The organism is Paenibacillus sp. FSL H8-0260 (genome assembly GCF_045040625.1).
Lineage (GTDB): Bacteria > Bacillota > Bacilli > Paenibacillales > Paenibacillaceae > Paenibacillus_AQ > Paenibacillus_AQ odorifer.
On sequence record NZ_CP150298.1, the window covers coordinates 2,536,821 to 2,556,802 of the forward strand.

Annotated in this window: 24 protein-coding genes; 16 read left to right on the forward strand and 8 right to left on the reverse strand. The window is 42.6% G+C overall.

The window, feature by feature from the left end; all coding sequences use genetic code 11:
- Nucleotides 1-1,115: 1,115 nt before the first annotated feature.
- Genes MHI51_RS11120 through MHI51_RS11130 form a run of 3 tightly spaced genes read right to left on the reverse strand, consistent with a single transcriptional unit; the run spans nt 1,116 to nt 3,057 of the window.
- Nucleotides 1,116-1,799, reverse strand: coding sequence for a hypothetical protein (locus tag MHI51_RS11120; RefSeq protein WP_076277473.1), 684 nt, complete (start codon nt 1,797-1,799; stop codon nt 1,116-1,118).
- A complete protein-coding gene (locus tag MHI51_RS11125; protein ID WP_076277472.1) occupies nt 1,799-2,689 on the reverse strand; it encodes an ABC transporter ATP-binding protein in 891 nt (296 codons plus the stop codon). The genes MHI51_RS11120 and MHI51_RS11125 overlap by 1 nt, the downstream gene beginning before the upstream one ends.
- The gene (locus MHI51_RS11130; RefSeq protein WP_036689422.1) at nt 2,686-3,057 is read right to left on the reverse strand and encodes a GntR family transcriptional regulator; all 372 of its coding nucleotides are present in this window, start codon (nt 3,055-3,057) and stop codon (nt 2,686-2,688) included. Before MHI51_RS11130 ends, MHI51_RS11125 begins: the two co-directional genes overlap by 4 nt.
- Before the next feature lie 199 nt (nt 3,058-3,256).
- On the opposite strand from MHI51_RS11130, the gene MHI51_RS11135 reads away from it, so the two are divergent.
- Nucleotides 3,257-4,066 (forward strand): trans-aconitate 2-methyltransferase, encoded by an 810-nt coding sequence (locus MHI51_RS11135; RefSeq protein ID WP_076277471.1) that lies wholly within the window; start codon nt 3,257-3,259, stop codon nt 4,064-4,066.
- On the opposite strand, the gene MHI51_RS11140 is transcribed toward MHI51_RS11135, so the two are convergent.
- Nucleotides 4,058-5,305 carry a S8 family peptidase gene (locus tag MHI51_RS11140; protein WP_076219468.1) on the reverse strand — a complete coding sequence of 416 codons (1,248 nt, stop codon included), beginning with the start codon at nt 5,303-5,305 and terminating at the stop codon, nt 4,058-4,060. The two genes, MHI51_RS11135 and MHI51_RS11140, sit on opposite strands and share 9 nt — an antisense overlap.
- Nucleotides 5,306-5,471: 166 nt before the next feature.
- Between MHI51_RS11140 and MHI51_RS11145 the strand changes: the two genes are divergently transcribed.
- From MHI51_RS11145 to MHI51_RS11195, 11 genes are all read left to right on the forward strand, one after another.
- Nucleotides 5,472-5,843 (forward strand): hypothetical protein, encoded by a 372-nt coding sequence (locus tag MHI51_RS11145; protein ID WP_076129971.1) that lies wholly within the window; start codon nt 5,472-5,474, stop codon nt 5,841-5,843.
- A gap of 195 nt (nt 5,844-6,038) precedes the next feature.
- Nucleotides 6,039-6,740 (forward strand): hypothetical protein, encoded by a 702-nt coding sequence (locus MHI51_RS11150; RefSeq protein WP_405173868.1) that lies wholly within the window; start codon nt 6,039-6,041, stop codon nt 6,738-6,740.
- A 26-nt stretch (nt 6,741-6,766) separates the two neighbouring features.
- Nucleotides 6,767-7,318: a GNAT family N-acetyltransferase gene (locus MHI51_RS11155; protein ID WP_076277468.1), complete on the forward strand. Its 552-nt coding sequence runs from the start codon at nt 6,767-6,769 to the stop codon at nt 7,316-7,318.
- 232 nt (nt 7,319-7,550) lie between these two features.
- Nucleotides 7,551-8,588 (forward strand): ABC transporter substrate-binding protein, encoded by a 1,038-nt coding sequence (locus tag MHI51_RS11160; protein ID WP_405173869.1) that lies wholly within the window; start codon nt 7,551-7,553, stop codon nt 8,586-8,588.
- A 16-nt stretch (nt 8,589-8,604) separates the two neighbouring features.
- Complete coding sequence (locus MHI51_RS11165; RefSeq protein ID WP_051491618.1) at nt 8,605-9,594, forward strand: iron ABC transporter permease; 990 nt, start codon at nt 8,605-8,607, stop codon at nt 9,592-9,594.
- Between the two features lies 1 nt (nt 9,595).
- On the forward strand, nt 9,596-10,375 hold the full coding sequence (locus MHI51_RS11170; protein ID WP_076129974.1) for an ABC transporter ATP-binding protein: 780 nt from the start codon (nt 9,596-9,598) through the stop codon (nt 10,373-10,375).
- Between the two features lie 44 nt (nt 10,376-10,419).
- Nucleotides 10,420-10,947: a HugZ family protein gene (locus MHI51_RS11175; protein ID WP_076219470.1), complete on the forward strand. Its 528-nt coding sequence runs from the start codon at nt 10,420-10,422 to the stop codon at nt 10,945-10,947.
- 3 nt (nt 10,948-10,950) lie between these two features.
- A complete protein-coding gene (locus MHI51_RS11180; protein ID WP_076219471.1) occupies nt 10,951-11,376 on the forward strand; it encodes a DinB family protein in 426 nt (141 codons plus the stop codon).
- A 173-nt stretch (nt 11,377-11,549) separates the two neighbouring features.
- Complete coding sequence (locus MHI51_RS11185) at nt 11,550-11,957, forward strand: MerR family transcriptional regulator (RefSeq protein ID WP_405173870.1); 408 nt, start codon at nt 11,550-11,552, stop codon at nt 11,955-11,957.
- A 68-nt stretch (nt 11,958-12,025) separates the two neighbouring features.
- Nucleotides 12,026-12,946: an alpha/beta hydrolase gene (locus MHI51_RS11190; protein ID WP_076219473.1), complete on the forward strand. Its 921-nt coding sequence runs from the start codon at nt 12,026-12,028 to the stop codon at nt 12,944-12,946.
- 455 nt (nt 12,947-13,401) lie between these two features.
- Nucleotides 13,402-13,992 (forward strand): TetR family transcriptional regulator, encoded by a 591-nt coding sequence (locus tag MHI51_RS11195; protein ID WP_076219474.1) that lies wholly within the window; start codon nt 13,402-13,404, stop codon nt 13,990-13,992.
- 24 nt (nt 13,993-14,016) lie between these two features.
- Here the strand turns inward: MHI51_RS11195 and MHI51_RS11200 are convergent, their stop codons facing one another.
- Both MHI51_RS11200 and MHI51_RS11205 read right to left on the reverse strand, forming a co-directional pair.
- The gene (locus tag MHI51_RS11200) at nt 14,017-14,292 is read right to left on the reverse strand and encodes a hypothetical protein (RefSeq protein ID WP_076219475.1); all 276 of its coding nucleotides are present in this window, start codon (nt 14,290-14,292) and stop codon (nt 14,017-14,019) included.
- Between the two features lie 196 nt (nt 14,293-14,488).
- The gene (locus MHI51_RS11205) at nt 14,489-14,650 is read right to left on the reverse strand and encodes a hypothetical protein (RefSeq protein ID WP_179087524.1); all 162 of its coding nucleotides are present in this window, start codon (nt 14,648-14,650) and stop codon (nt 14,489-14,491) included.
- Between the two features lie 129 nt (nt 14,651-14,779).
- Here MHI51_RS11205 and MHI51_RS11210 point away from each other — a divergent pair, with 129 nt between their 5' ends.
- From MHI51_RS11210 to MHI51_RS11220, 3 genes are all read left to right on the forward strand, one after another.
- A complete protein-coding gene (locus MHI51_RS11210) occupies nt 14,780-15,523 on the forward strand; it encodes an SDR family oxidoreductase (RefSeq protein WP_076129980.1) in 744 nt (247 codons plus the stop codon).
- 82 nt (nt 15,524-15,605) lie between these two features.
- Nucleotides 15,606-16,691: a glycerol dehydrogenase gene (locus tag MHI51_RS11215; protein ID WP_076277461.1), complete on the forward strand. Its 1,086-nt coding sequence runs from the start codon at nt 15,606-15,608 to the stop codon at nt 16,689-16,691.
- Between the two features lie 105 nt (nt 16,692-16,796).
- Nucleotides 16,797-17,657: a divergent polysaccharide deacetylase family protein gene (locus tag MHI51_RS11220; protein WP_081387580.1), complete on the forward strand. Its 861-nt coding sequence runs from the start codon at nt 16,797-16,799 to the stop codon at nt 17,655-17,657.
- Here the strand turns inward: MHI51_RS11220 and MHI51_RS11225 are convergent.
- Nucleotides 17,644-18,396, reverse strand: coding sequence for an N-acetylmuramoyl-L-alanine amidase (locus MHI51_RS11225; RefSeq protein ID WP_254847629.1), 753 nt, complete (start codon nt 18,394-18,396; stop codon nt 17,644-17,646). The genes MHI51_RS11220 and MHI51_RS11225 overlap by 14 nt on opposite strands.
- 183 nt (nt 18,397-18,579) lie before the next feature.
- Between MHI51_RS11225 and MHI51_RS11230 the strand changes: the two genes are divergently transcribed.
- Nucleotides 18,580-18,768: a YqzE family protein gene (locus tag MHI51_RS11230; protein ID WP_036689445.1), complete on the forward strand. Its 189-nt coding sequence runs from the start codon at nt 18,580-18,582 to the stop codon at nt 18,766-18,768.
- Nucleotides 18,769-18,843: 75 nt separating this feature from the next.
- Here the strand turns inward: MHI51_RS11230 and MHI51_RS11235 are convergent, their stop codons facing one another.
- On the reverse strand, nt 18,844-19,866 hold the full coding sequence (locus MHI51_RS11235) for a hypothetical protein (protein WP_076220063.1): 1,023 nt from the start codon (nt 19,864-19,866) through the stop codon (nt 18,844-18,846).
- Between the last annotated feature and the right edge of the window lie 116 nt (nt 19,867-19,982).

Sequence of the window (19,982 nt, forward strand, 5' to 3'; positions counted from 1 at the left end):
TTGAGCGTAGTATCGGACCCCAGTGCAGCTATTGCATGGAAAAAGGATCACAATTGGCGTTTTTTATGCCAATAGTGACTGTAGGGTCCGATAGGAATCCAAATCTGCTTTAAAGCTGCGAATAAGGTCAATGGGGTCCGACAAGAATTCAAAGTGCTCTAATGCTACAAATAAGGTCAGTTGGCCCGATAGAATCCAAATGTACTCTAAAGCTGCGAACAAGGTTAGTTAGTCCGATAGGAATCCAAATGTGCTCTAAAGCCACGAATAAGATCAGCTGGGTCCGATAGAAAACCAAATGTGCTCTAAGCCACGAATAAGGTCAGCGGGTCCGATAGAATCCAAATGTGCTCTAAGCTGCGAATAAGGTCCGCGGAGTCCGATAGCGTCTTTCCACGCGCAGATTGGGGAAATACTAATTAGTGTTTTGCTTCTACGTTACTGCCCTGTGTAGTCATCATCATCACCTGATGCTAACGGACCCGGATGAAGCTATTTGCTCATTTATCACCTTTTGAGCGTAGTATCGGACCCCAGTGCAGCTATTGCATGGAAAAAGGATCACAATTGGCGTTTTTTATGCCAATAGCGACTGTGGGGTCCGATAGGAATCCAAATGTGCTCTAAAGCCACGAATAAGATCAGCTGGGTCCGATAGAAAACCAAATGTGCTCTAAAGCCACGAATAAGATCAGCGGAGTCCTATAGCGTCTTTCCACGCGCAGATTGGGGAAAGACTAATTAGTGTTTTGCTTCTACGTTACTCGCCCCGCGGAGTCATCATCATCACCTGAGGCTAAAGGACTCAGATGAAGCTATTTGCGCATTTATCACCTTTTAAGCGTAGCATCGGACCCCAGTGCAGCTATTACATGGAAAAAGGAACGAATAAGGCATTTTTTATGCCAATAGCGACTGTGGGGGGGTCCGATAGGAATCCAAATGTGCTCTAAAGCCACAAATAAGATCAGCTGGGTCCGATAGCACCATCGCACGCGCAACTATGCTCGAATCCAATAAAGTTTGTTGTCTAGATCAAAGTCTAAGACACGAAAGAAAACAGGTGCACCCGGCATGGCTTTTGGGACACACCTGTTTTTTTACAGGATAATGAATTACACTGTTGCTCTACGCAGCATCAAAAACGATAAAAGAGCGTACACAACTGTCAAAGGCATGGACCACAAAGCAAGTTCAAATGCGGTATATCCAGCAAACCAGTTGAAGAGGTCTACCCACCACTGATTATAGGTCATTAATAATACACCGAGACTGCACAGGATAAACATAGCCCCTGAGAAAATGAACAAACCGCTTCGGCCAAATCTCCGGAAGATACTGGATATCATTAGCCCCAGAAAAAACATATTAAGAAAGAGCACAAAATACATCCACAGCTGTTCTATGGCATTACCATCATTTAAAAAGGGCAAATGAAAATAATGTAGTTCCAAACCCCAGCCACCCGTGAGCTTGCTTTCAATGATTGCGAGCAGGTAGAGGAGAATTGAGTAGGTGGCGCTAGTTATAATAGCCATTAAGGAAGTGCCTATGAAATAATCCGTTCTGCGTTGGCTTAAGCCCAGAGCAAAAGGGAAGGTCTGCACCAAAATGAGTATACCGGTGATTAACATATAAATGAAGATGGAGACGAGACCGCCGGTATAGATTGGTTCTTGGATGAAAGAAGCGACGATGACATTTACCAAGAAGCTGGATAACAAGATTACCCAAGGCATATACAACCATAACCACTTATCTCTGAAATGCATTTTTATCATGCCTGCCGTAGGATTCATTACACGGTCACATCCTTTCCTAGAGATTTTTTATTTGTGAGATGAACGATTAATTGCTGTAAAGATACAGGTGAGATTTCTAAGCCTAACTTTTCAGCATGTACTTGATCTTTCGGGTTGAAACCGATAATGGTGGCCGTAAGCAATCCGCCAAAAGACTCGCGGGAAATGACTTGTTTGCCGGCGATAAAATCTTCGATCTTCGCTGTCGCGCCGATTACCGTAACAGCTTGCCCGCGAAGGGCTTCAGCATCTTCGTTAATAATTAGCTTGCCGTTGTCGATGACGATAACATGCTCTAAAAGCTGACTTACCTCATCGATCAAATGGGTGGACAAAACAACTGTGCGTGGATTTTCAGCATAATCTTCAATTAGGCGATCGTAAAACAGGCTTCTAGCTACAGCATCAAGTCCTAAATAGGGTTCGTCAAAAATGGTAAGCGGAGCACGGCTGGCTAGACCTACTACAATTCCTACAGCCGAGAGCATACCTCGGGATAGCTTTTTTATTCTTCTTTTTAATGGCAGATTGAAATCCTTGATTAAAGAGTGAGCATATTCCCGATCAAAGTTTGGAAAAAATAATTCGGATACCTCCAGTACATCGATGATTCGGTACGTGTCCGGATACCTTTGGCTTTCCTTAATGAAGCAAATCTGCCTGAGAACCCGGTTATTCTCGTATGGATGTTCACCAAATACGTTCAGGACACCACTTGTGGGGAAAAGCTGAGCTGTGATCATATGCATTATTGTGGTTTTTCCTGCACCGTTTCTGCCGAGAAGCCCGTATATCTTGTTTTTCTCCAAAGAAAAACTGAGTTCATGGATGGCAGTGACATTTCCGTATGACTTAGTCAATCCTTTGATTTCAACAACTTCATTCATGACTTGTTGTCTCCCCTCTGAATCATAATTGTTAATTGATCCAACGTAATTCCTAATTTTTCAGCTTCACGGATCATGGTTACTACATACTGTTCATAAAATTGTTCTTTTCTCTTCTCCATCAATACTGCACGCGCTCCAGAAGCTACAAACATACCGATTCCTCGTTTTTTGTACAATATCCCTTGATCCACAAGCAAATTCACACCTTTCGCAGCCGTAGCCGGATTGATCTGGTAGAAAACAGCAAACTGATTTGTCGAAGGAACTTGTGACTCCTCCAGCAGTGTTTCTTCGATGATGTCATTTTCTATTCGTTCGGCGATCTGCATAAAAATCGGTCGTGTATCATCCATTAAGTTTCCCATGTATTCACCGCCAACTTCATTGGTTAGTTAGTTATGTAATTAACCATATATGCAACGAAGTTAATTGTCAATATTTTTAATTATTTTGGGCTGTATCCACATAAATAAAGGCTGCCCAGAATGCTCTGGATAGCCTTTTATTTGCATTACATAAATGCTATGATTTTGTCCTTGGTAAAAAAGAAGGGGGAGTTCAGCTATGAATGATTATGGTCCGGATCTGTTCAAAGATACTGCAAGCTATTACACCAGATATCGCCCGCTATATCCGTCCTCACTGATTCGATATCTGGTGGATAAATTCTCACTTCATGGAGAAGGCCGGTTGCTGGACTTAGGCTGTGGTACTGGGCAGTTAGCGCTAAGGTTCACGGATTGGTTCGAAGAAATCATTGGCGTAGATACTGAACTAGAGATGCTAGATGAAGCAAAGCTGTTATCACAGTACAACAGGGTTGAGAATGTTAGCTGGCAACAGGGGAGAGCGGAAGAACTATCCAATGACTGGGGTTCCTTTCGTCTCATCATGATGGCTAAGGCGTTTCACTGGATGGACCGAGAATCCATACTTGAAGTTCTCTATCATAGTTTAGATGATAACGGTGGTATTGCTGTAATTGATACTTTTAATGAACAACAAGAACCGTTACCATGGCAACAAAAGGTAGAGGAAGTAGTGAAACGCTGGTTGGGTGACGAAAGAATAGCCGGAAAAAGTACATATAAACATCCCCAAGAAAGACATGAGGATGTTGTAAAGCGATCCAGTTTTAAAGACGTTAAAAGACAGGTATTACCGAGTTATTCCATCACTTGGACTGTTGATTCGATACTAGGAAATTTGTATTCTACGTCTTATGCTTCTAAGCGATTATTTAGAGATAACTTAGAACGTTTTGAAGATGATATGAAATCAGCTTTATTAGAAATAGAACCTACAGGTGTATTTACAGAGGACTTGTCGGTTTCCGTCATTACTGCCTTTAAAAAAGAAGCGGATTTACGATAAAAACCGCGCATTGATCTCACCGCATCCTGCTGTGTTAGGACTTAGTTTAAGGCGATACGTGTTCTTTTTTAGTATGGATTTTACTTGCTTAGGCGTAAGAGAAGGGTTCTTCTGGAGTAATTGCGCGATCACACCCGAGACGATAGGTGTTGAGACACTGGTACCGGACAGCACAAAGTAATCTTTAGCTATCCGCAAATAAGGAAGCTCGCGATCCAGCTTGGATCGTGGAGCACGAAGGGAGATGATCGTCTCGCCTGGAGCAACGAGATCTGGTTTCTTCCTTCCTCCCGGTGCGGGTCCGCGACTGGAGAACCAAGTGATTCGGTCGTCCGCTTGTGTGAGCGTGCGACGGTCATCCACTGCACCGACAGTAATTGCTGAAGGACTAATCCCTGGAGATTCGATCGTACTGCGTCCCGGGCCGCTGTTTCCAGCAGCTATTACAACGTTAAGTCCGGCTTTAATTGCTTTTTCTACAGCTTGGCAGAGTGGATCATCTGAACAAGGAAGATTCACCTTACCCCCGAATGACATCGAAAGAATACGAAGATTAAGTCTTCTCCGATTCGCAATACACCATTCAATTCCTTTAATGATTGTGGAGTCATATCCATCGCCATTTTTATCTAGTACTTTGACACCTACTATCCCTGCCTCTGGAGCAGGGCTTTTGTATTTTCCTTTACTCATCCATCCGTTGCCTGCTGCATCCCCTGCGATATGAGTTCCATGGCCGTTATCGTCATAGGGCTGTTTTCTATGATTGATAAAATCTTTAAAAGCAACTATACGGTTAACAGGGCGAAACAGGTCAGGGTGCCGATACACCCCTGTATCAAGAATAGCAATGTTGATGCCTTTTCCGGTAAGCCCCTTTTTCTTTTGGGCGGTTGTAGAACCAATGGATGGTGTCGCTATATTAAGGGATGTTTTTTTGACTTGATCCAAATAAATTTTTTCGATTCCATCCCAGCGGCACATCCGGTTCAGGCAGTTCTTTGAAACTTTGGATGATATCGAATTGAGCAGGTGAAGATGATATCTGATCGGAAGGTCGTGGGATTTTAAATGCTTTTGTAAAGACTGTAGCTGGGCTGTAGTTATTTTTTGTTTGAATTTAATGATAACTGGAATGGTATTCGCTTTATGCCCTGGAAGATAGGAACGTTGAACTCTTTTTCTCAAGGAATGGTGCATTTTCGAATGATATTGCTCTAGCCATTTTTGACCGTTCATTAGTAATGAATCACCTCTTGAAGGTATTATATGCAATGCAGAGCTAGTGGACACGAAACTATGAAACTAGGGTTTAACATATTTTCAGATTTGTAGGTGAAAGAGAGGTCAAACCTTACGATTCTTGCATTTACTAACGTATCCTAAAAAGAAAGTGGTGAAGTAAATGGCAATTATTAAAAAACCAGTTAACAAGAAAGCAGTTATGGCTAGCAAAGTTCTCGCGGCTAAAAAAGCGAAAGCAGCTCCTACAAGAAAGAAACGTAGAATTAGACAGACTCTGGATAGATTTATTGTTGTTGCTATTGGTACAAATGCAACGGGTACACCTAAAGATACTACGGGGTGGACAGCTTCATTGAGAGCTGGAACTACAACGGTTACTGCTGATTTTGACGAATTTGGTGTAGTTAGATTTCCAACAATTAGCACCTTAACATCGGTACCTTATCTTCTCACTTTAAGAGATGAGAGTGGAGCTACTATAAGAAGTTTTAACGTTCCCGCAGACCGCGAATTTTTTGTGGCTAGATTCTAGTTTGGACAAGCCAGGTCAAGTAAACAGCATGCGTCGATTTTATATCGATGCGTGCTGTTTTTTTATTTTTCTAACTTTGATTCAAGTGAGTGATTTGTTACAGACAAACAGAATGAGGGGATGCCATACTTTCAGCATCATAATTTTGGGAATATAGTACAAAAATGGACAATATATAAGGCGGTGAGAGGTTTCGTGAAAGAAAAAGGGAATATATCAGGTATTCAATATTTTTTATTAGGAATGCTTGTATTTTTAATGTTAGGAATGGATATGTTCATCATGGGATTAGATCAATGGTTATGGGGGGATTTGTTTAATATAGACGACTTTTTTGTCAGCCCTTGGTACGTACTAGTTGTTCATTGGAGCATAGTTACCCTATTGTGGGCAGTAGGAGCTATGATATTTCTACTTTGGTTCAGGAAGAGGAAGTTGATTGAACAGGTTATATCTTTTCATTGGAGCTCTAAGGTCATTCCTTTGTTAATTGTAGCTTTTTTATCAAGTTTTTTGTTCGCAGTGCTAGAATTTTGGATTAATGGGGAGAGCATTCCACAGATTTATAGAGAATATGAAAACTTCAAGTTAGAACATGGTTTTATGGGCATATGGGTTGCCTTGGTTCAAAACATATATTACATTGTGGAAGCTGTACTAGTTGTACTATTGGTTGCGCTAATGCAGCGTGCAGGAGAAGTATGGTTTAAGAATCCTTCTCTTCCTTATGGGGGAATAGGTTTAATGCTGACTTGGGGATTAGGTCATTTGACGCATGGTCTGCAAAGCGGCTTGTATATTACTGCTTTTTCTTTGGTATTTGGCTGGCTGTTTGTGAAAGCAGGCAAGCAGTGGTGGCCAAGTTTTCTGTTTATCTGGCTTGTATTTGTTTTATAATATTTAGTTTAACGGGGGGGACACCATTGTACAATTCAGAGAAGAGAACAATTACTACGGAAAGATTGATTTTAAGACCTTTTGCATTGTCTGATGCACAGCGTGTCAGTGAGCTCTGCAATAATTATAATGTTTACAAAAGTACATTAACTCTACCTCATCCATACCCTATTGATTGTGCATTATCATGGATTGAAACACATGAAGTTGAGTTCAATAATGATAATTCATATGAATTCGCTATTACTGATAAAAATACAAACGAACTGTATGGTGCTATAGGTTTGAGAAATAACCGGACACACAGAAATGGCGAGCTTGGATATTGGATAGGCGAGGAACACTGGGGTAATGGATATGCTACAGAAGCAACAAAAGCGGTCATTAATTTTGCTTTTACAGAAAAACATTATCACAAAGTGTACGCCAGATTCTTTGCTTCAAATCCTGGTTCGGGACGAGTTATGCAAAAATCTGGCATGCTGAAAGAAGGCGTTTTGTTACAGCATATTTATAAAGAGAATGAGTTTGTAGACCTTATTCATTATGGGATATTAAATACGGGAGTTACTAACTAACGCTTGGATTTCATACACCACTATTTGAAGTCACGCCCATAGGGCGTGGCTTTTTTATTAGAAATGCTAGTTGGCTTCAACGGACAATAATGAAATTCCTTCTTATTTAAAATTAAAATAAAATTCTTGACACTTCTTATTGATAACGATTATCATAGGAATCGATGAGTGAAAATGAAAATCATTATCACTACATGGAACGTATAAATATACATATTTGGAGGGATAGATTTTGAAAAAAATATTAGTACTACTGGTTATTGCAGCGCTTACGGCAATGACTGCATGTTCGTCTACAAATACAGCGGACAATCCAAAAAATGAAGCGGTAACGAATACAACTGCTAATGAATCGAAAGAAGCAAATGCAGCAAAAACAACAGAAGTAGCAAATACAGCGGAAGCTGCCGGCAAGGTGTACAGTCTGGAGAATGATGGTGTGGATGAAGCGTTGTTCAACGAAGCGTTAAGCCAATTCCCAGCCAAAGTACCGGAGCGTATTGTAACAACTTCTGTACCGTTAACAGAAATGCTTTATTTGCTCGGCATAACACCGGTAGGTGTACCAACTTCAACCAATCCAATCCCTGCTGATTTCGAAACAATTGATCGTATTGGATCACCTATGGCGCCGGATCTGGAGGTAGTAACAAAACTCGAACCAGACTTGCTGCTGGGAGCGGAATCTCTTCGCAGCACGTTGGACAAATCGCTAGAAGGAATCGACCTACAAAAAGCATATTTGAGAACAGAATCATTTGAGGATCTAAAGCTTAGTCTCAAAGTATTAGGCACTTATTTTAATAAAAAAGATGAAATGAATACTGCTTTAACTAAGATTTTGAACAAAGAAAATGAGCTGAGTCAATTAGCCGAAGGCAAAGAACTGCCAAGCGTACTGCTCGTAATCGGAACCGCAGATTCTTTTATGGTTATGAGTGAGAAATCTTATTTAGGTAGCTTGGTTAAAAAGCTTGGTGCTGATAACATCGCAACTTCTGTATTGCAAGTTACTGACACTTACTCACCTATCAATATGGAGAACATTGTAGCCGCTGATCCAGACATCATTCTCGTACTCGCTTCAGGCGATCACGGAGCGACTGAGGATAAGTTCAAAAAAGAAATAGAGAAAAATGAAACTTGGACAAAGCTTTCGGCTTATGCAAATAACAAAATCAACATTCTAGATTACAGCGTATTCGGTGTCACTTCTATTATTAACGCGGAGACAGCCTTAACCGAAATTGCAAAATACTTCTATGAATAATTAAAGGAGACAGCAAGTGATAAATACATCTCGTAGCAGAATTATTGTTATTGTAACGTTAGCACTTGCGCTCGTTGCCGCTATAATTGCGATTGGACTAGGCTCAGTATACATTCCTATACCAGACATCCTAAGCACGATCTTTGGTTCAGCGGCAAAAGCGGTGAATGCGACCATCATATGGGATATTCGTTTGCCGCGTGTATTACTGGCGATGATCATTGGGGCAAATATCGCGGTTTCGGGTGCTCTTCTGCAAGCCGTGATGGGCAACCCACTTGCTGATCCAGGATTGACCGGTGTAACGAGTGGAGCGGCTGCATGTGTGCTTGTCATTATGCTTGCAGCCCCACAATATACGGAGTTCATTCCAATTGCGGCTTTTGTGGGTGGACTAATTGCTGCAGGGATTGTATATGCATTAGCGTGGAGAAGAACCGGTATTTCGCCCATCACTATTATTTTATCAGGAGTTGCTGTGAATGCTCTTTGCGGGGGATTAATAGGACTCCTGACCATCATGTACAGCGACAGACTTCCGGCAGCGGTCCAATGGTTAAACGGCAGTCTGGCTGCTAAAGGGAACAATGCTTTGATGATGGTTTTCCCGTATGCCATAGCAGGCTGGATCTTATCCTTTTTCGCGATCCGCAAGGCGAATATTATACGTTTAGGGGATCAGGTAGCTTCGAATTTAGGTGAAAATGTGGACCGAATTCGTATTCTACTTTCCTTGCTGGCAGTATTTCTAGCGGCTATCTCTGTAGCGGCTATTGGGATGATTGGCTTTGTAGGGCTTGTTGTGCCACATATGGCTCGATTGTTGGTGGGTTCAGACTATAAATTTCTTTTGCCGATGAGTATGGGACTTGGTGCATTGGTATTGTTGATAGCAGATACAGGTGGACGTACCCTATTTGCACCTTTAGATATTCCTGCGGGTATCCTTATGGCGGTGATTGGTGGACCTTATTTTCTATACCTGATGAGAAAGAAGGCGTTCTAACATGTTTACTGTCGATTCTATTTCGATTCGGTATGAGCAGAAAAACATTATTAACAACTTCTCTTTTTCCGTAAAAAAGGGTGAAATCGTCTCGATTATAGGACCAAACGGCTCAGGTAAATCTACATTGCTTAAGGCGGTATCACGGCTAATTCCATATCATACGGGTGCGGTCACACTCGAGGGTACGGATCTAAAGTCTATGACTGCCAAACAAGTCGCTCGAAAAATGTGTATGCTGAGCCAGAAGAACCAAGCACCTAATGATATGACTGTGATCGATCTCGTCTCCTATGGAAGGTATCCACATAAAAAATGGTTCGAAAAATTAAATCATGAGGATATGGACATTGTCGACTGGGCACTGGAGAAGACACATTTAAAGGATTATAAGGATCGAGCCGTTTCCTCGTTATCCGGTGGTGAATCACAGCGTGCTTGGATTGCTATGGCCTTGGCGCAGCGTCCTTTGGTTATGTTGCTTGACGAACCGACCACTTACTTGGATATTTCGCATCAGCATGAAGTTCTTGAGTTAGTACGTGAGCTAAATCAAGACATGGGGATGACCGTCGTGATGGTGTTGCATGACCTCAATCAAGCCTCTACCTATAGTGATAGTATTGTTGTGGTGCAGGCGGGTGAAAAAGCGATGTATGGGACACCAAATGAAGTTATGACAACCGATATGATCCGGGATATATACCGAATGGATGCCGAAGTTCAATATGTTCCTACAGAGACGAAACCTCGTATTCATTTGCTAAGTACCGTTCGCTAGATTCGTGGCTAGATTACATAACCTATTAATGGAGGGATTTTATAATGAAGAAGCCTGTAGATGTTGAAAAAAATAAAGAAAACTATTTGCAATTTATTGCGAATCGTAAAAATCTGATTTTGAGCTTGATTGATGACGAAGGAAAACCTTTTATCAGCTATGCTCCTTTTATTAAGCATGAAGGCAAGCTGTATATCTACATTAGTAAGATCGCCGAGCATTACAGATATATGGAAAATAACGATTTTGTAGATGCGCTTCTAATTGCAGATGAGTCTGCGACGAATAATAAATTTGCAACGGAACGTGTGCGGTGGAATTGCACATCAAGCAATATCGGGAATGACGGGCATGAGGAGATCTTTGAATTGTTTAATGCTGATCATGGGGCGGCAATGGTGAATTTGCTGCGTGGATTGGATTTTTCATTGTTTGAATTGACCCCTCTCCAAGGGCGTTATGTTGTTGGTTTTGGCTTGGCCTTTGACATCGACGTAGATGCGAACCTGTTCAACCATGTGGTGATCGACAAGAAAAAAGACGAAGAAGCCACTGTACAAGGGAGCAAATAATCTATGACTTTCACTTCAGTGTTGCCAGTCTGGCAAGCGGTGCAAACGCGATTTCATAAAATGGTGAAGGCTTTGCCGGAAGAAGATCTTAACCTTAAGCTAGGGAACTCTACAATTGGGGGATTAATTCAGCATAATGCAGAAGTTGAGTTTATGTTCGCAGAGTCGTTTTTTGGAAGACCTAATCCTCAAAGCGACAAGGCGGCATATTCTACATTGAATGAACTCGTTGATCTGCTGACTGTTTCCAATGAGAATCTAACTGCTGCGATGCAGGAGCTTCCGGAAGAAGCATGGCATGTGAGTGTGGAGTCGGCTTTTGGCACATCTACACCGCTTGAAGCGATAGGCAGACTTATGTATCATACAGGCATTCATGCCGGACAGATTTCGCTTATTAAGAAAAATGCAGTTCGAAGTGAAGTATAGTGAATTGGGAAATGATTGATGAGAAAACGGCAGAAATGTCGTTTTTTTTGTGCGTAAATAAGGAGTTTTTAAAAAGGAGTTTGGGTAGTTGTTGACGTTCTTTTGATGTCCTTTTGATGTCCTCTGCAGCCTCTGTTTGGTATAATATAGGGAATTCTAAGGGGGCACTGATTATGACAGAGTACTTGCGAGGCCAAATTGCCAAAATGGCGAATGTGAATATGGAGACGTTAAGGTATTATGAAGAGCTCGGATTAATTAGCACTCCCTTACGTTCGCAAGCTGGTTATCGTCTTTATTCGGATGAGGTGCTTAGCCGACTTGTTTTTATACATAATGCTAAACTGTGTGGGTTCACTTTAAAGGAAATTAAGAAGGCACTCACTAAATCTGAAAGCAGCGGCATTAGTATAGCTGATTTTGTAACTGTTGTGGATAAGAAAATGGATCGAGTTCGTGGCGAAATTGCAAAACAGGAAATAAAACTAACAGCCATCGCAGATTTGAGGAAAAATTTGTTAGCCACAGATAAACATCCAGGCGTACAGTCCACGCTCGAAATCCTAAAAATGGATTCTTAACTTGACCTTGTAGTCTCCTACAGACTTTACAATCTGAGTTGAAAAGAATTGTAGGAGGGATTTACGAGATGGAAAAGACAAGTACAGAGCAGCTTGCAGCGATCAAAGTTTATTTGCGACAAAGCAACCGATTGGATTGCAAGTCTATCGGGCAAATACGGCAGGAGATGGCCGCGACGGCTGCGAACATGCCCAGTCCTACGGATGTTATCGTCGAGCGGGTCATGATTGGGCCCTTAAGCGGAGAGTGGATTATTCCTGTGAATTCTGCTCCACTCGCTGATGAAGTGATCCTTTATTTCCACGGTGGGGGTTTTATTTCGGGGACTTGTGAATTTTATCGGGATCTGGTTACACGAATTGCAAAATCTAGTGGCACGAAGATCCTAATCATTGAATATCGCTTGGCACCAGAGTTTACTTATCCGGCTGCTAATGAAGATTGTATAGACGCTTATCTGTGGCTGCTCGCGAATGGATATAATGTCGTGCTTGGAGGGGATTCTGTTGGAGCCAGCCTTGCGCTGATGACGTTGATTACTATACGGGATGCGGGTGGGGAATTGCCGGCGGGTGCTTTTTTAATCTCGCCGCATACAGATCTCGTCCATTTGGATGGTGAATCGTATCTGAGCCGAGCGGAGTTTGATCCAACAGGCAGCATAGACGGAAATAAACGAATAATTGATGTTTATTTAGGTGCTCGGACAGAACTAGCTCCTATATTATCTCCCTTAAGGTTGGATTTGCAGGGATTACCTGATTTACTTGTTCAAGTAGGCGACCACGAGGTATTGTTAAGTGATGCAACGAGGTTGGCTGAACGAGCACAAGCTGCGGATGTTCATGTAGAACTGGAAATATGGGAGAACATGTGGAGTGTCTTTCACTTTTTAGCTTATATGCTGCCAGAGGCGCAGCAAGCGATTGCGAATGTCGGTAAGTTTGTTAGGACGAGGTTAGATCGGATTGAGCAAAAAAGCAGCTGATATTACCCGCCTTCTTGAGAGATCAAGGAGGTTTTTTGGTGAAATCGTTAGGTTGGCAGAAGGCGGATTGCTAGATGTTGGGCTTCTTCATCGTAACGGACCGTATTGCAGCTATTTGCTCAATTTAGCGTGTTTGGCTAACTTTTCGGACTGCATAGCTCTTATTGGCACATAAGAACGCTGAAAAGGTGGGGATTTGGGTGAATAGCTGCATTGGAGTCCGATAGCATGGCGAATTACGGTGATTTCTGAAAATAAGGGCTCCTCAGTCCGAATTCATGTAGTACGGGGGCTACGGAAAATAAGATACTAAACTGGGACCTAAGTTTAATAATTGGGTGCGAGTATATACTGATAATGATTTAACGAATGACAAAGTAGTAATATTGTCAGTTCGTTTTTGAACATAATATGCTATGATAATTACCACCAGAGATAGAGCGAGGGGAATACATATGTCGAATGATCTTCCATTATCAAAAGAAAACATTTTGGACGCGGCTGAACAAGTGCTCCGGCGTTTTGGCCCGGACAAGACTTCTGTTGTAGATGTAGCGAAGGTGCTTAAAGTAAGTCATGGTACGTTGTATAGACATTTTTCCAGTAAATCTGCTTTGCGAGAAGCCGTAACCGAAAGATGGTTGCAGTATAATATTTCAGAGCCTTTAAAGAATATTTCAGAGCATTTTGATGGGAATGCCAAAGAGCAGCTCCGATTATGGATGGATACGCTGATTCGTAGTAAACGCACCTATGCTGTGGATGATGCCGAAATGTTTGCTATGTACGCAGCTGTAACTTTAGAAGCGGTGGATATGATTACCCTACACGTAGATCAATTAATTGGGCAAATCGCAGGCATTATTGAAAAAGGCATACAATCCAAAGAGTATAGAGTGGTTGAACCAGTGGTAACGGCTAGAGCAATTTTTAATGCTACTTCGCGGTATCATCATCCAGCACATGCTATAGAGTGGCAGTCGGCTACGATTGATCAGGATTTCGCCTCCGTTTGGGATTTGATCCTTTCCGGAATTTGTTTGTAACATCTACTTAAAACCTTCTGATATTCAGGAGGTTTTTTTGTGTCTTAAAGAGGTATAAATCCCGTAGATTAGGCTGAATTGAGCGACTTGCAGCAGATAAACGGTATAAATCCCGTAGTTTAGTCTGAATTGTGCGAGTTGCAGCAAATGAACGGTATAAATCCCGTAGATCAGGCTGAGTGTAGCGACTTGCAGCAAATGAACGGTATAAATCCCGTAGATTTGATTGAATTGAGCGACTAGCAGCAGATGAACGGTATAAATCCCGTAGATTAGTCTGAATGGAGCGACTAGCAGCAAATGAACGGTATAAATCCCGTAGATTAGGCTGAATCGTGCGAGTTGCTGCGAATGAACGGTATAAATCCCGTAGATTTGATTGAATTGAGCGACTAGCGGCGAATGAACGGTATAAATCCCGTAGATTAGTCTGAATGGAGCGACTTGCAGCAGATAAACGGTATAAATCCCGTAGTTTAGTCTGAATTGTGCGAGTTTACAGCAAATGAACGGTATAAATCCCGTAGATTTGATTGAATTGAGCGACTAGCAGCAGATGAACGGTATAAATCCAGTTGATTAGTCTGAATTGAGCAACTAGGGGCGAATGAACGGTATAAATCCCGTAGATCAGGCTGAGTGGAGCGACTTGCAGCAAATGAACGGTATAAATCCCGTGTGCAAAACGAATTAAAATGACAAATATTAAAAAATGTCACTTGTAATTTGTAATTGATCGATTTATAATCAGACCAACAAGAAAGACAAAGTGATAGGAGGAGTAATTATGAATCAGAATTTAGCTGGAAAAGTAGCATTAGTAACAGGTGCATCGAGAGGCATGGGCCGGGAGATTGCGGAGAACTTGGCACAACAGGGTGCGAAGGTGGTCGTTAACTATTCGAGTAACCCCGGCAAAGCAGAGGAAGTCGTAACCGGTATTAAACAAAAGGGTGGAGAGGCCGTCGCTATTCGCGCAGACATCAGCCAGGTGGCAGAACTTGAACAATTATTCCAAACCACATTAGAAGCCTATGGACAACTCGACATTCTCGTCAATAACGCCGGGATTATGATTACGAAGCCGATACTAAATATGACGGAAGAAGATTTCGACAAGCAGTTTGCGATAAATGTAAAAGGCACCTTTTTTGCTTGCCAGCAAGCAGCTAAATATATGAATGATAACGGACGGATTATCAATTTTTCAACTTCCGTTACGGGTCAAATGTTCCCGACCTACAGCGTCTATGCAGGAACTAAGGGAGCAGTGGAACAAATCACTCGTCAGCTGGCCAAAGAATTTGGACGAAAAGGAATCACTATCAATGCTGTTTCACCTGGACCTGTGAATACGGAGTTATTTACCGTAGGGAAATCAGCGGAAGAGATTGCGACCGTGGGGAATATGAATTCCTTTGGACGTTTAGGCGAGCCTGAGGATATCTCAAACATTGTGTTGTTCTTAGCCAGCAAAGAATCACAGTGGGTTACAGGTCAGACGATCCGTGTGAATGGTGGATTTATTTAAGCTGGTGGTTAAAGGGATCTTTTTAATAGCTGAATGTGGTTAATCCTTCTAATATGAATGTAAATAAAAGGAGGAGTGAACCATGACGCAGATCATCTGCTCACCGACTAAATATATACAAGGACATGGTGAAATTCGTAAGCTGGGAGATTATTGTTTGCAGCTTGGAGCGACAAGAGCTTATGCCATTATTGATCCTTATATTTTCTCTGTGTACAAAAATGAGATCACATACAGTTTTGAAATGAACGAAATGCCACTAGTGATGTGTGAATTCAAGGGCGAGTGTAGCCGTAATCAGGTTAATGAGATAGTTGCAGCACTTGGCTTGAAGGATGCGGAAGTCATTATAGGAATTGGTGGTGGCAAGACTTTAGATACGGCAAAAGCAGTAAGCCACATGAGTAACCTCCCGGTAGTTATTGTACCCACAGTGGCTTCAACGGATGCACCTTGCAGTGCTTTATCAGTGTTGTATACGGATGAGGGAGACTTTGACTGTTATCTTCCACTAAAAAGAAATCCCGATCTGGTTATCGTAGACGTCGATATCATTGCTAAAGCTCCTGCAAGATTGCTTGTTGCCGGAATGGGTGATGCTTTGTCCACTTTTTACGAAGCAAGAGCTTGTCGAGAATCTGGGGCTATTACACACGCAGGTGGGACTAGCACAATTGCAGCCCTTTCATTAGCTCGTGCCTGTCTGGATACCCTTCTTGCAGAGGGTGAAACGGCATTAAAAGATATTAAGCAAGGCATCACCTCTCCTGCGGTGGAACATATCATTGAAGCCAATATTTACTTGAGTGGCATTGGGTTTGAAAGTGGAGGACTTGCTGCGGCGCATGCGATTCATAATGGATTGACGCTGCATGAGGAATGCAGGAATACTCTTCATGGTGAAAAGGTTGCTTTTGCTACGATCGTTCAGCTTGTACTGGAGAAAGCACCATATGAAGAGATTGATCAGGTGATTGGTTTCTGCAAAAAAATCGGTCTTCCCGTTACTCTCAACGATCTTGGAATTACTAGTAAGGATATTGATCCATTGGTGATGGTGGCGGAAGCTAGCTGTTCTGAGGATAGCCCCGTCTGGAATATGCCCTTTGAAGTTCAAGCTGTGGATGTGCTGGAAGCAATTCTTGCCGCAGACGCGCGGGGACAATAGAAAAAGCCCTATTGTAAATTATTGCGAACCCTCCCCGTACATATTTAACCTTCGTGAACCAAACAATGAGAACAATTGTTTAAGACGAAGGAGGCGTTCCTCTTGATGAAGGACAGTCGAAAGTTTAATCGTTATTTACTAATTTGGATTGCTGTTGCTGCTTTAATGGTTACTTTAATCGCTCCCATGGCACCGTCTGTTTCAGCTGCCGAGTCCAGAGACAACCCTACAAACACACCAAGTGAAGAGAAGACATCTCAACGTAATAAGGTCGTAATTATTATTGACGATTTCGGCAATGGCATGAAGGGGACGGATGAAATGTTTTCGTTGCCAATAAAGCTTACTGTGGCGGTTATGCCCTTTTTGCCTACATCTGTGAAGGATGCCACACGCGCGCATGAACGCGGAGATGATGTTCTGGTCCATTTGCCGATGGAGCCCCGCCAAGGGAATCCTAAATGGCTTGGACCCGGAGCTATACTGGCTAAGATGTCTGATGAGGAAGTGCGTCAAAAGGTGGAGGCAGCGCTCGATAATGTGCCCTATGCTATCGGTATAAACAACCACATGGGCTCTAAAATTACTGGGGACGAACGGATTATGGGTGTGATCTTATCCGTATGCAAAGAGCGGGGATTGTTTTTTGTGGACAGTAAAACCAACTACCGTTCTGTTGCTGGCAATATGGCTTATCGAATGGGGCTGCCGCGCGTAGAGAACCATATCTTTTTGGATGATACACACACAGCTAATCATGTGCTGAAACAAATGGGTCTAGTAAATAATCTGGCGAAGGATCAACGATTCTGCGTAACCATTGGTCATGTTGGTGTATATGGAAAAGAAACCGCCGCAGGCATCCGCAGCGGTGTGGAGCAAATAAAAGATGATGTTGAATTTATAGGCATTTCTGATCTCGTTAAAAACGAAATGAAATGGAACTCGAATCCTACACTTCCATAAGATAAGCTACTATGCCGCCAGCAATTGCTTCAGCAATTTCTTGTTGCCCTTTAGGGGTGCACAGCTTTTCGCGATCTGTCGGACTGCTTACAAAACCCGCCTCAACAATTACGGTTGTGGCGGTTATTTTGTTGAGTAAATAAAAAGGTTTACCTGGTCTTGTCTCAGCCTGGATATTATAGAGACTGTTTAATTGTTGCTGAATGGTCTGGGCAAGAATAAAGCTGCGGCCTTCTTGGCGATATAATACAAGTGGTCCATGCTTGGATGGTGAAGGTGCCCAGTTAACATGGATGCTGACCACTACAGTAGCTGGTAATGTCTCAGCCAGCTCTTTACGCTGAGCGAGGTCGCGCAGATGCCGGGATTTACTGCGCAGCCAGCGGTTCTCATCGCTTGGGGCGTAATCTCCATTACGATTTAAGGCAACGTCAAATCCATCGCTGCGCAGCAGCAGAAATAATCGGCGTGAGATATCTAATGTAATATCCTTCTCAAGAATGTTGCCGTAGGAAGTTCCTCCGTCGATCCCCCCATGTCCTGCATCAATTAAGATCATCCGGTGGCCGTGGCTTAAGAGATGCTGACGTTCATCATTCACTACGGGTTTGGATGGAGTTGCAGTAGCATATGCACTCCCCATAAACAGCATTAGAAGTCCAACTGTGGTTAAAGTAATACGCAAGCCGCATATTGCAGCTGCTGTCTTGGAATAAGCTTTATTTCTCCCAATGTTCAAATGAACTCCTCCTTGCATGTGAATAACCTCGTGCCCTAGATTCTTTGTTATATTGTGCTTTAATAGGTAAACCTATTCGAACAATTCGAGACAAGAGTTTAGATATATGCTCGGTGGTGCACACTAAGAGCATGGAACGACGCTGGCTATCTTAATTCACTTACAATGTAGGAGGTGTTACAAATGGCTTCCGGCGGCGATGAGCTTGTAAAGTATATCACTGAGAAGGTAGTTGTTTATATCGAGGATCCGCGTGCCATTCATGCTCGTAGAGCGGCTACAAAGCAGCCGTGGTCACAGAAATGGTTCGGTATGCTTCCGCTTGGTTGGTCGATCTGGCGAAGCAAATGGAGCCACAGTGACAAGGATTGAATTTCACAAATAACAAATAACAAATAACCTTCCAGTGCCTTGTTGAGGGTGGCAGCGGAAGGTTATTTGTTATGTTTAGTTATAGATATTTCTGTCGGGCAGCTTGTGCAGTGTTCCTATAGCCTGCAAGGCAGTGAGTGGCAAATACCGTCTTCCTTCTGGCCCTGATGCTGCGTAAACGGTAGGCATGTTGTTTATTGCTTTTGTTTTATTCGAAGCAGGCAACCAGTTTTGATAACCTGTAATCATAAAAGGTGCCCCTACGATATCATTTCGGCCAGCGGCTTGATAAGCAATACTTTCCTTGGGACGAATCAGTGTGGCGATATTGTCACCGCCTACAGCAAGCAGTTTTGGGGAGGTCAACCACATGATATCTTTATAAGGATCATCTGTTCCCCCGCTTTGATAGGCCGAAAGCGGAGACAAATCAGTAGTTAGGTTAGTGATTACATCCGTTTCTGTCTGCTGTCCTTTAAGCACTTCTTCCGCTTTACTTAGCGTCCACGGTAAAACTTGCGGCACGGAAGCATTGATAAATATTGTCTTATTGTCAATGACGATTTTCCATACGGGTAGAAGTGGTGCATATAAGGCTGTGAGTTTTATTTTTCCTGTATAAGATGAAGGTATAAGTCCTTCCTGCACCAAAAATTGGCGCAGTTCTAATAAACTATAGGGGAGTCCGTAAGTGCCAGCTCCATATTCGCTAAGCATATAACCACCTTGATCCGTAGCGGAAATGATCATGTAGCCGATCCGCTGTTCACCTTTCATAACGTTGACAAGCCAGCTATGAGTACCTGGACCCAGAGGATAATATTCTATTCCTGCGTCCTTCCAGGCTGTAAATGGAGCTTCTGCTGCGAGCTTGTTCAGTGTACTCTTGGCAAATTCTTGGACCGTACCGGGTGAAGGTAAGATATCCATCTGCAGTACAGGTATCAAATCCTGTGTGACTGAATCAACTACACTTACTCTGGAAGCGGCAAGCGCAGAAGAGGAACCGGAGCTCGTTGCGATGAGTCCGATGCATAGAAGCAGGAGGAAGCAGCTTTGACCTGCAAGAAGCAGCCTCCGCCGTACACTTATTTTCATGGCGTCGTTCACCTTTCTTTGTTATGAAATATCAGAAAGTAAAAAGCTTCCTTTTTATTGTAGAGGACAAGCTATAAAAAGGCTGTTGCTTGCTGTCGCGCCGGAAGGCGGAAGTT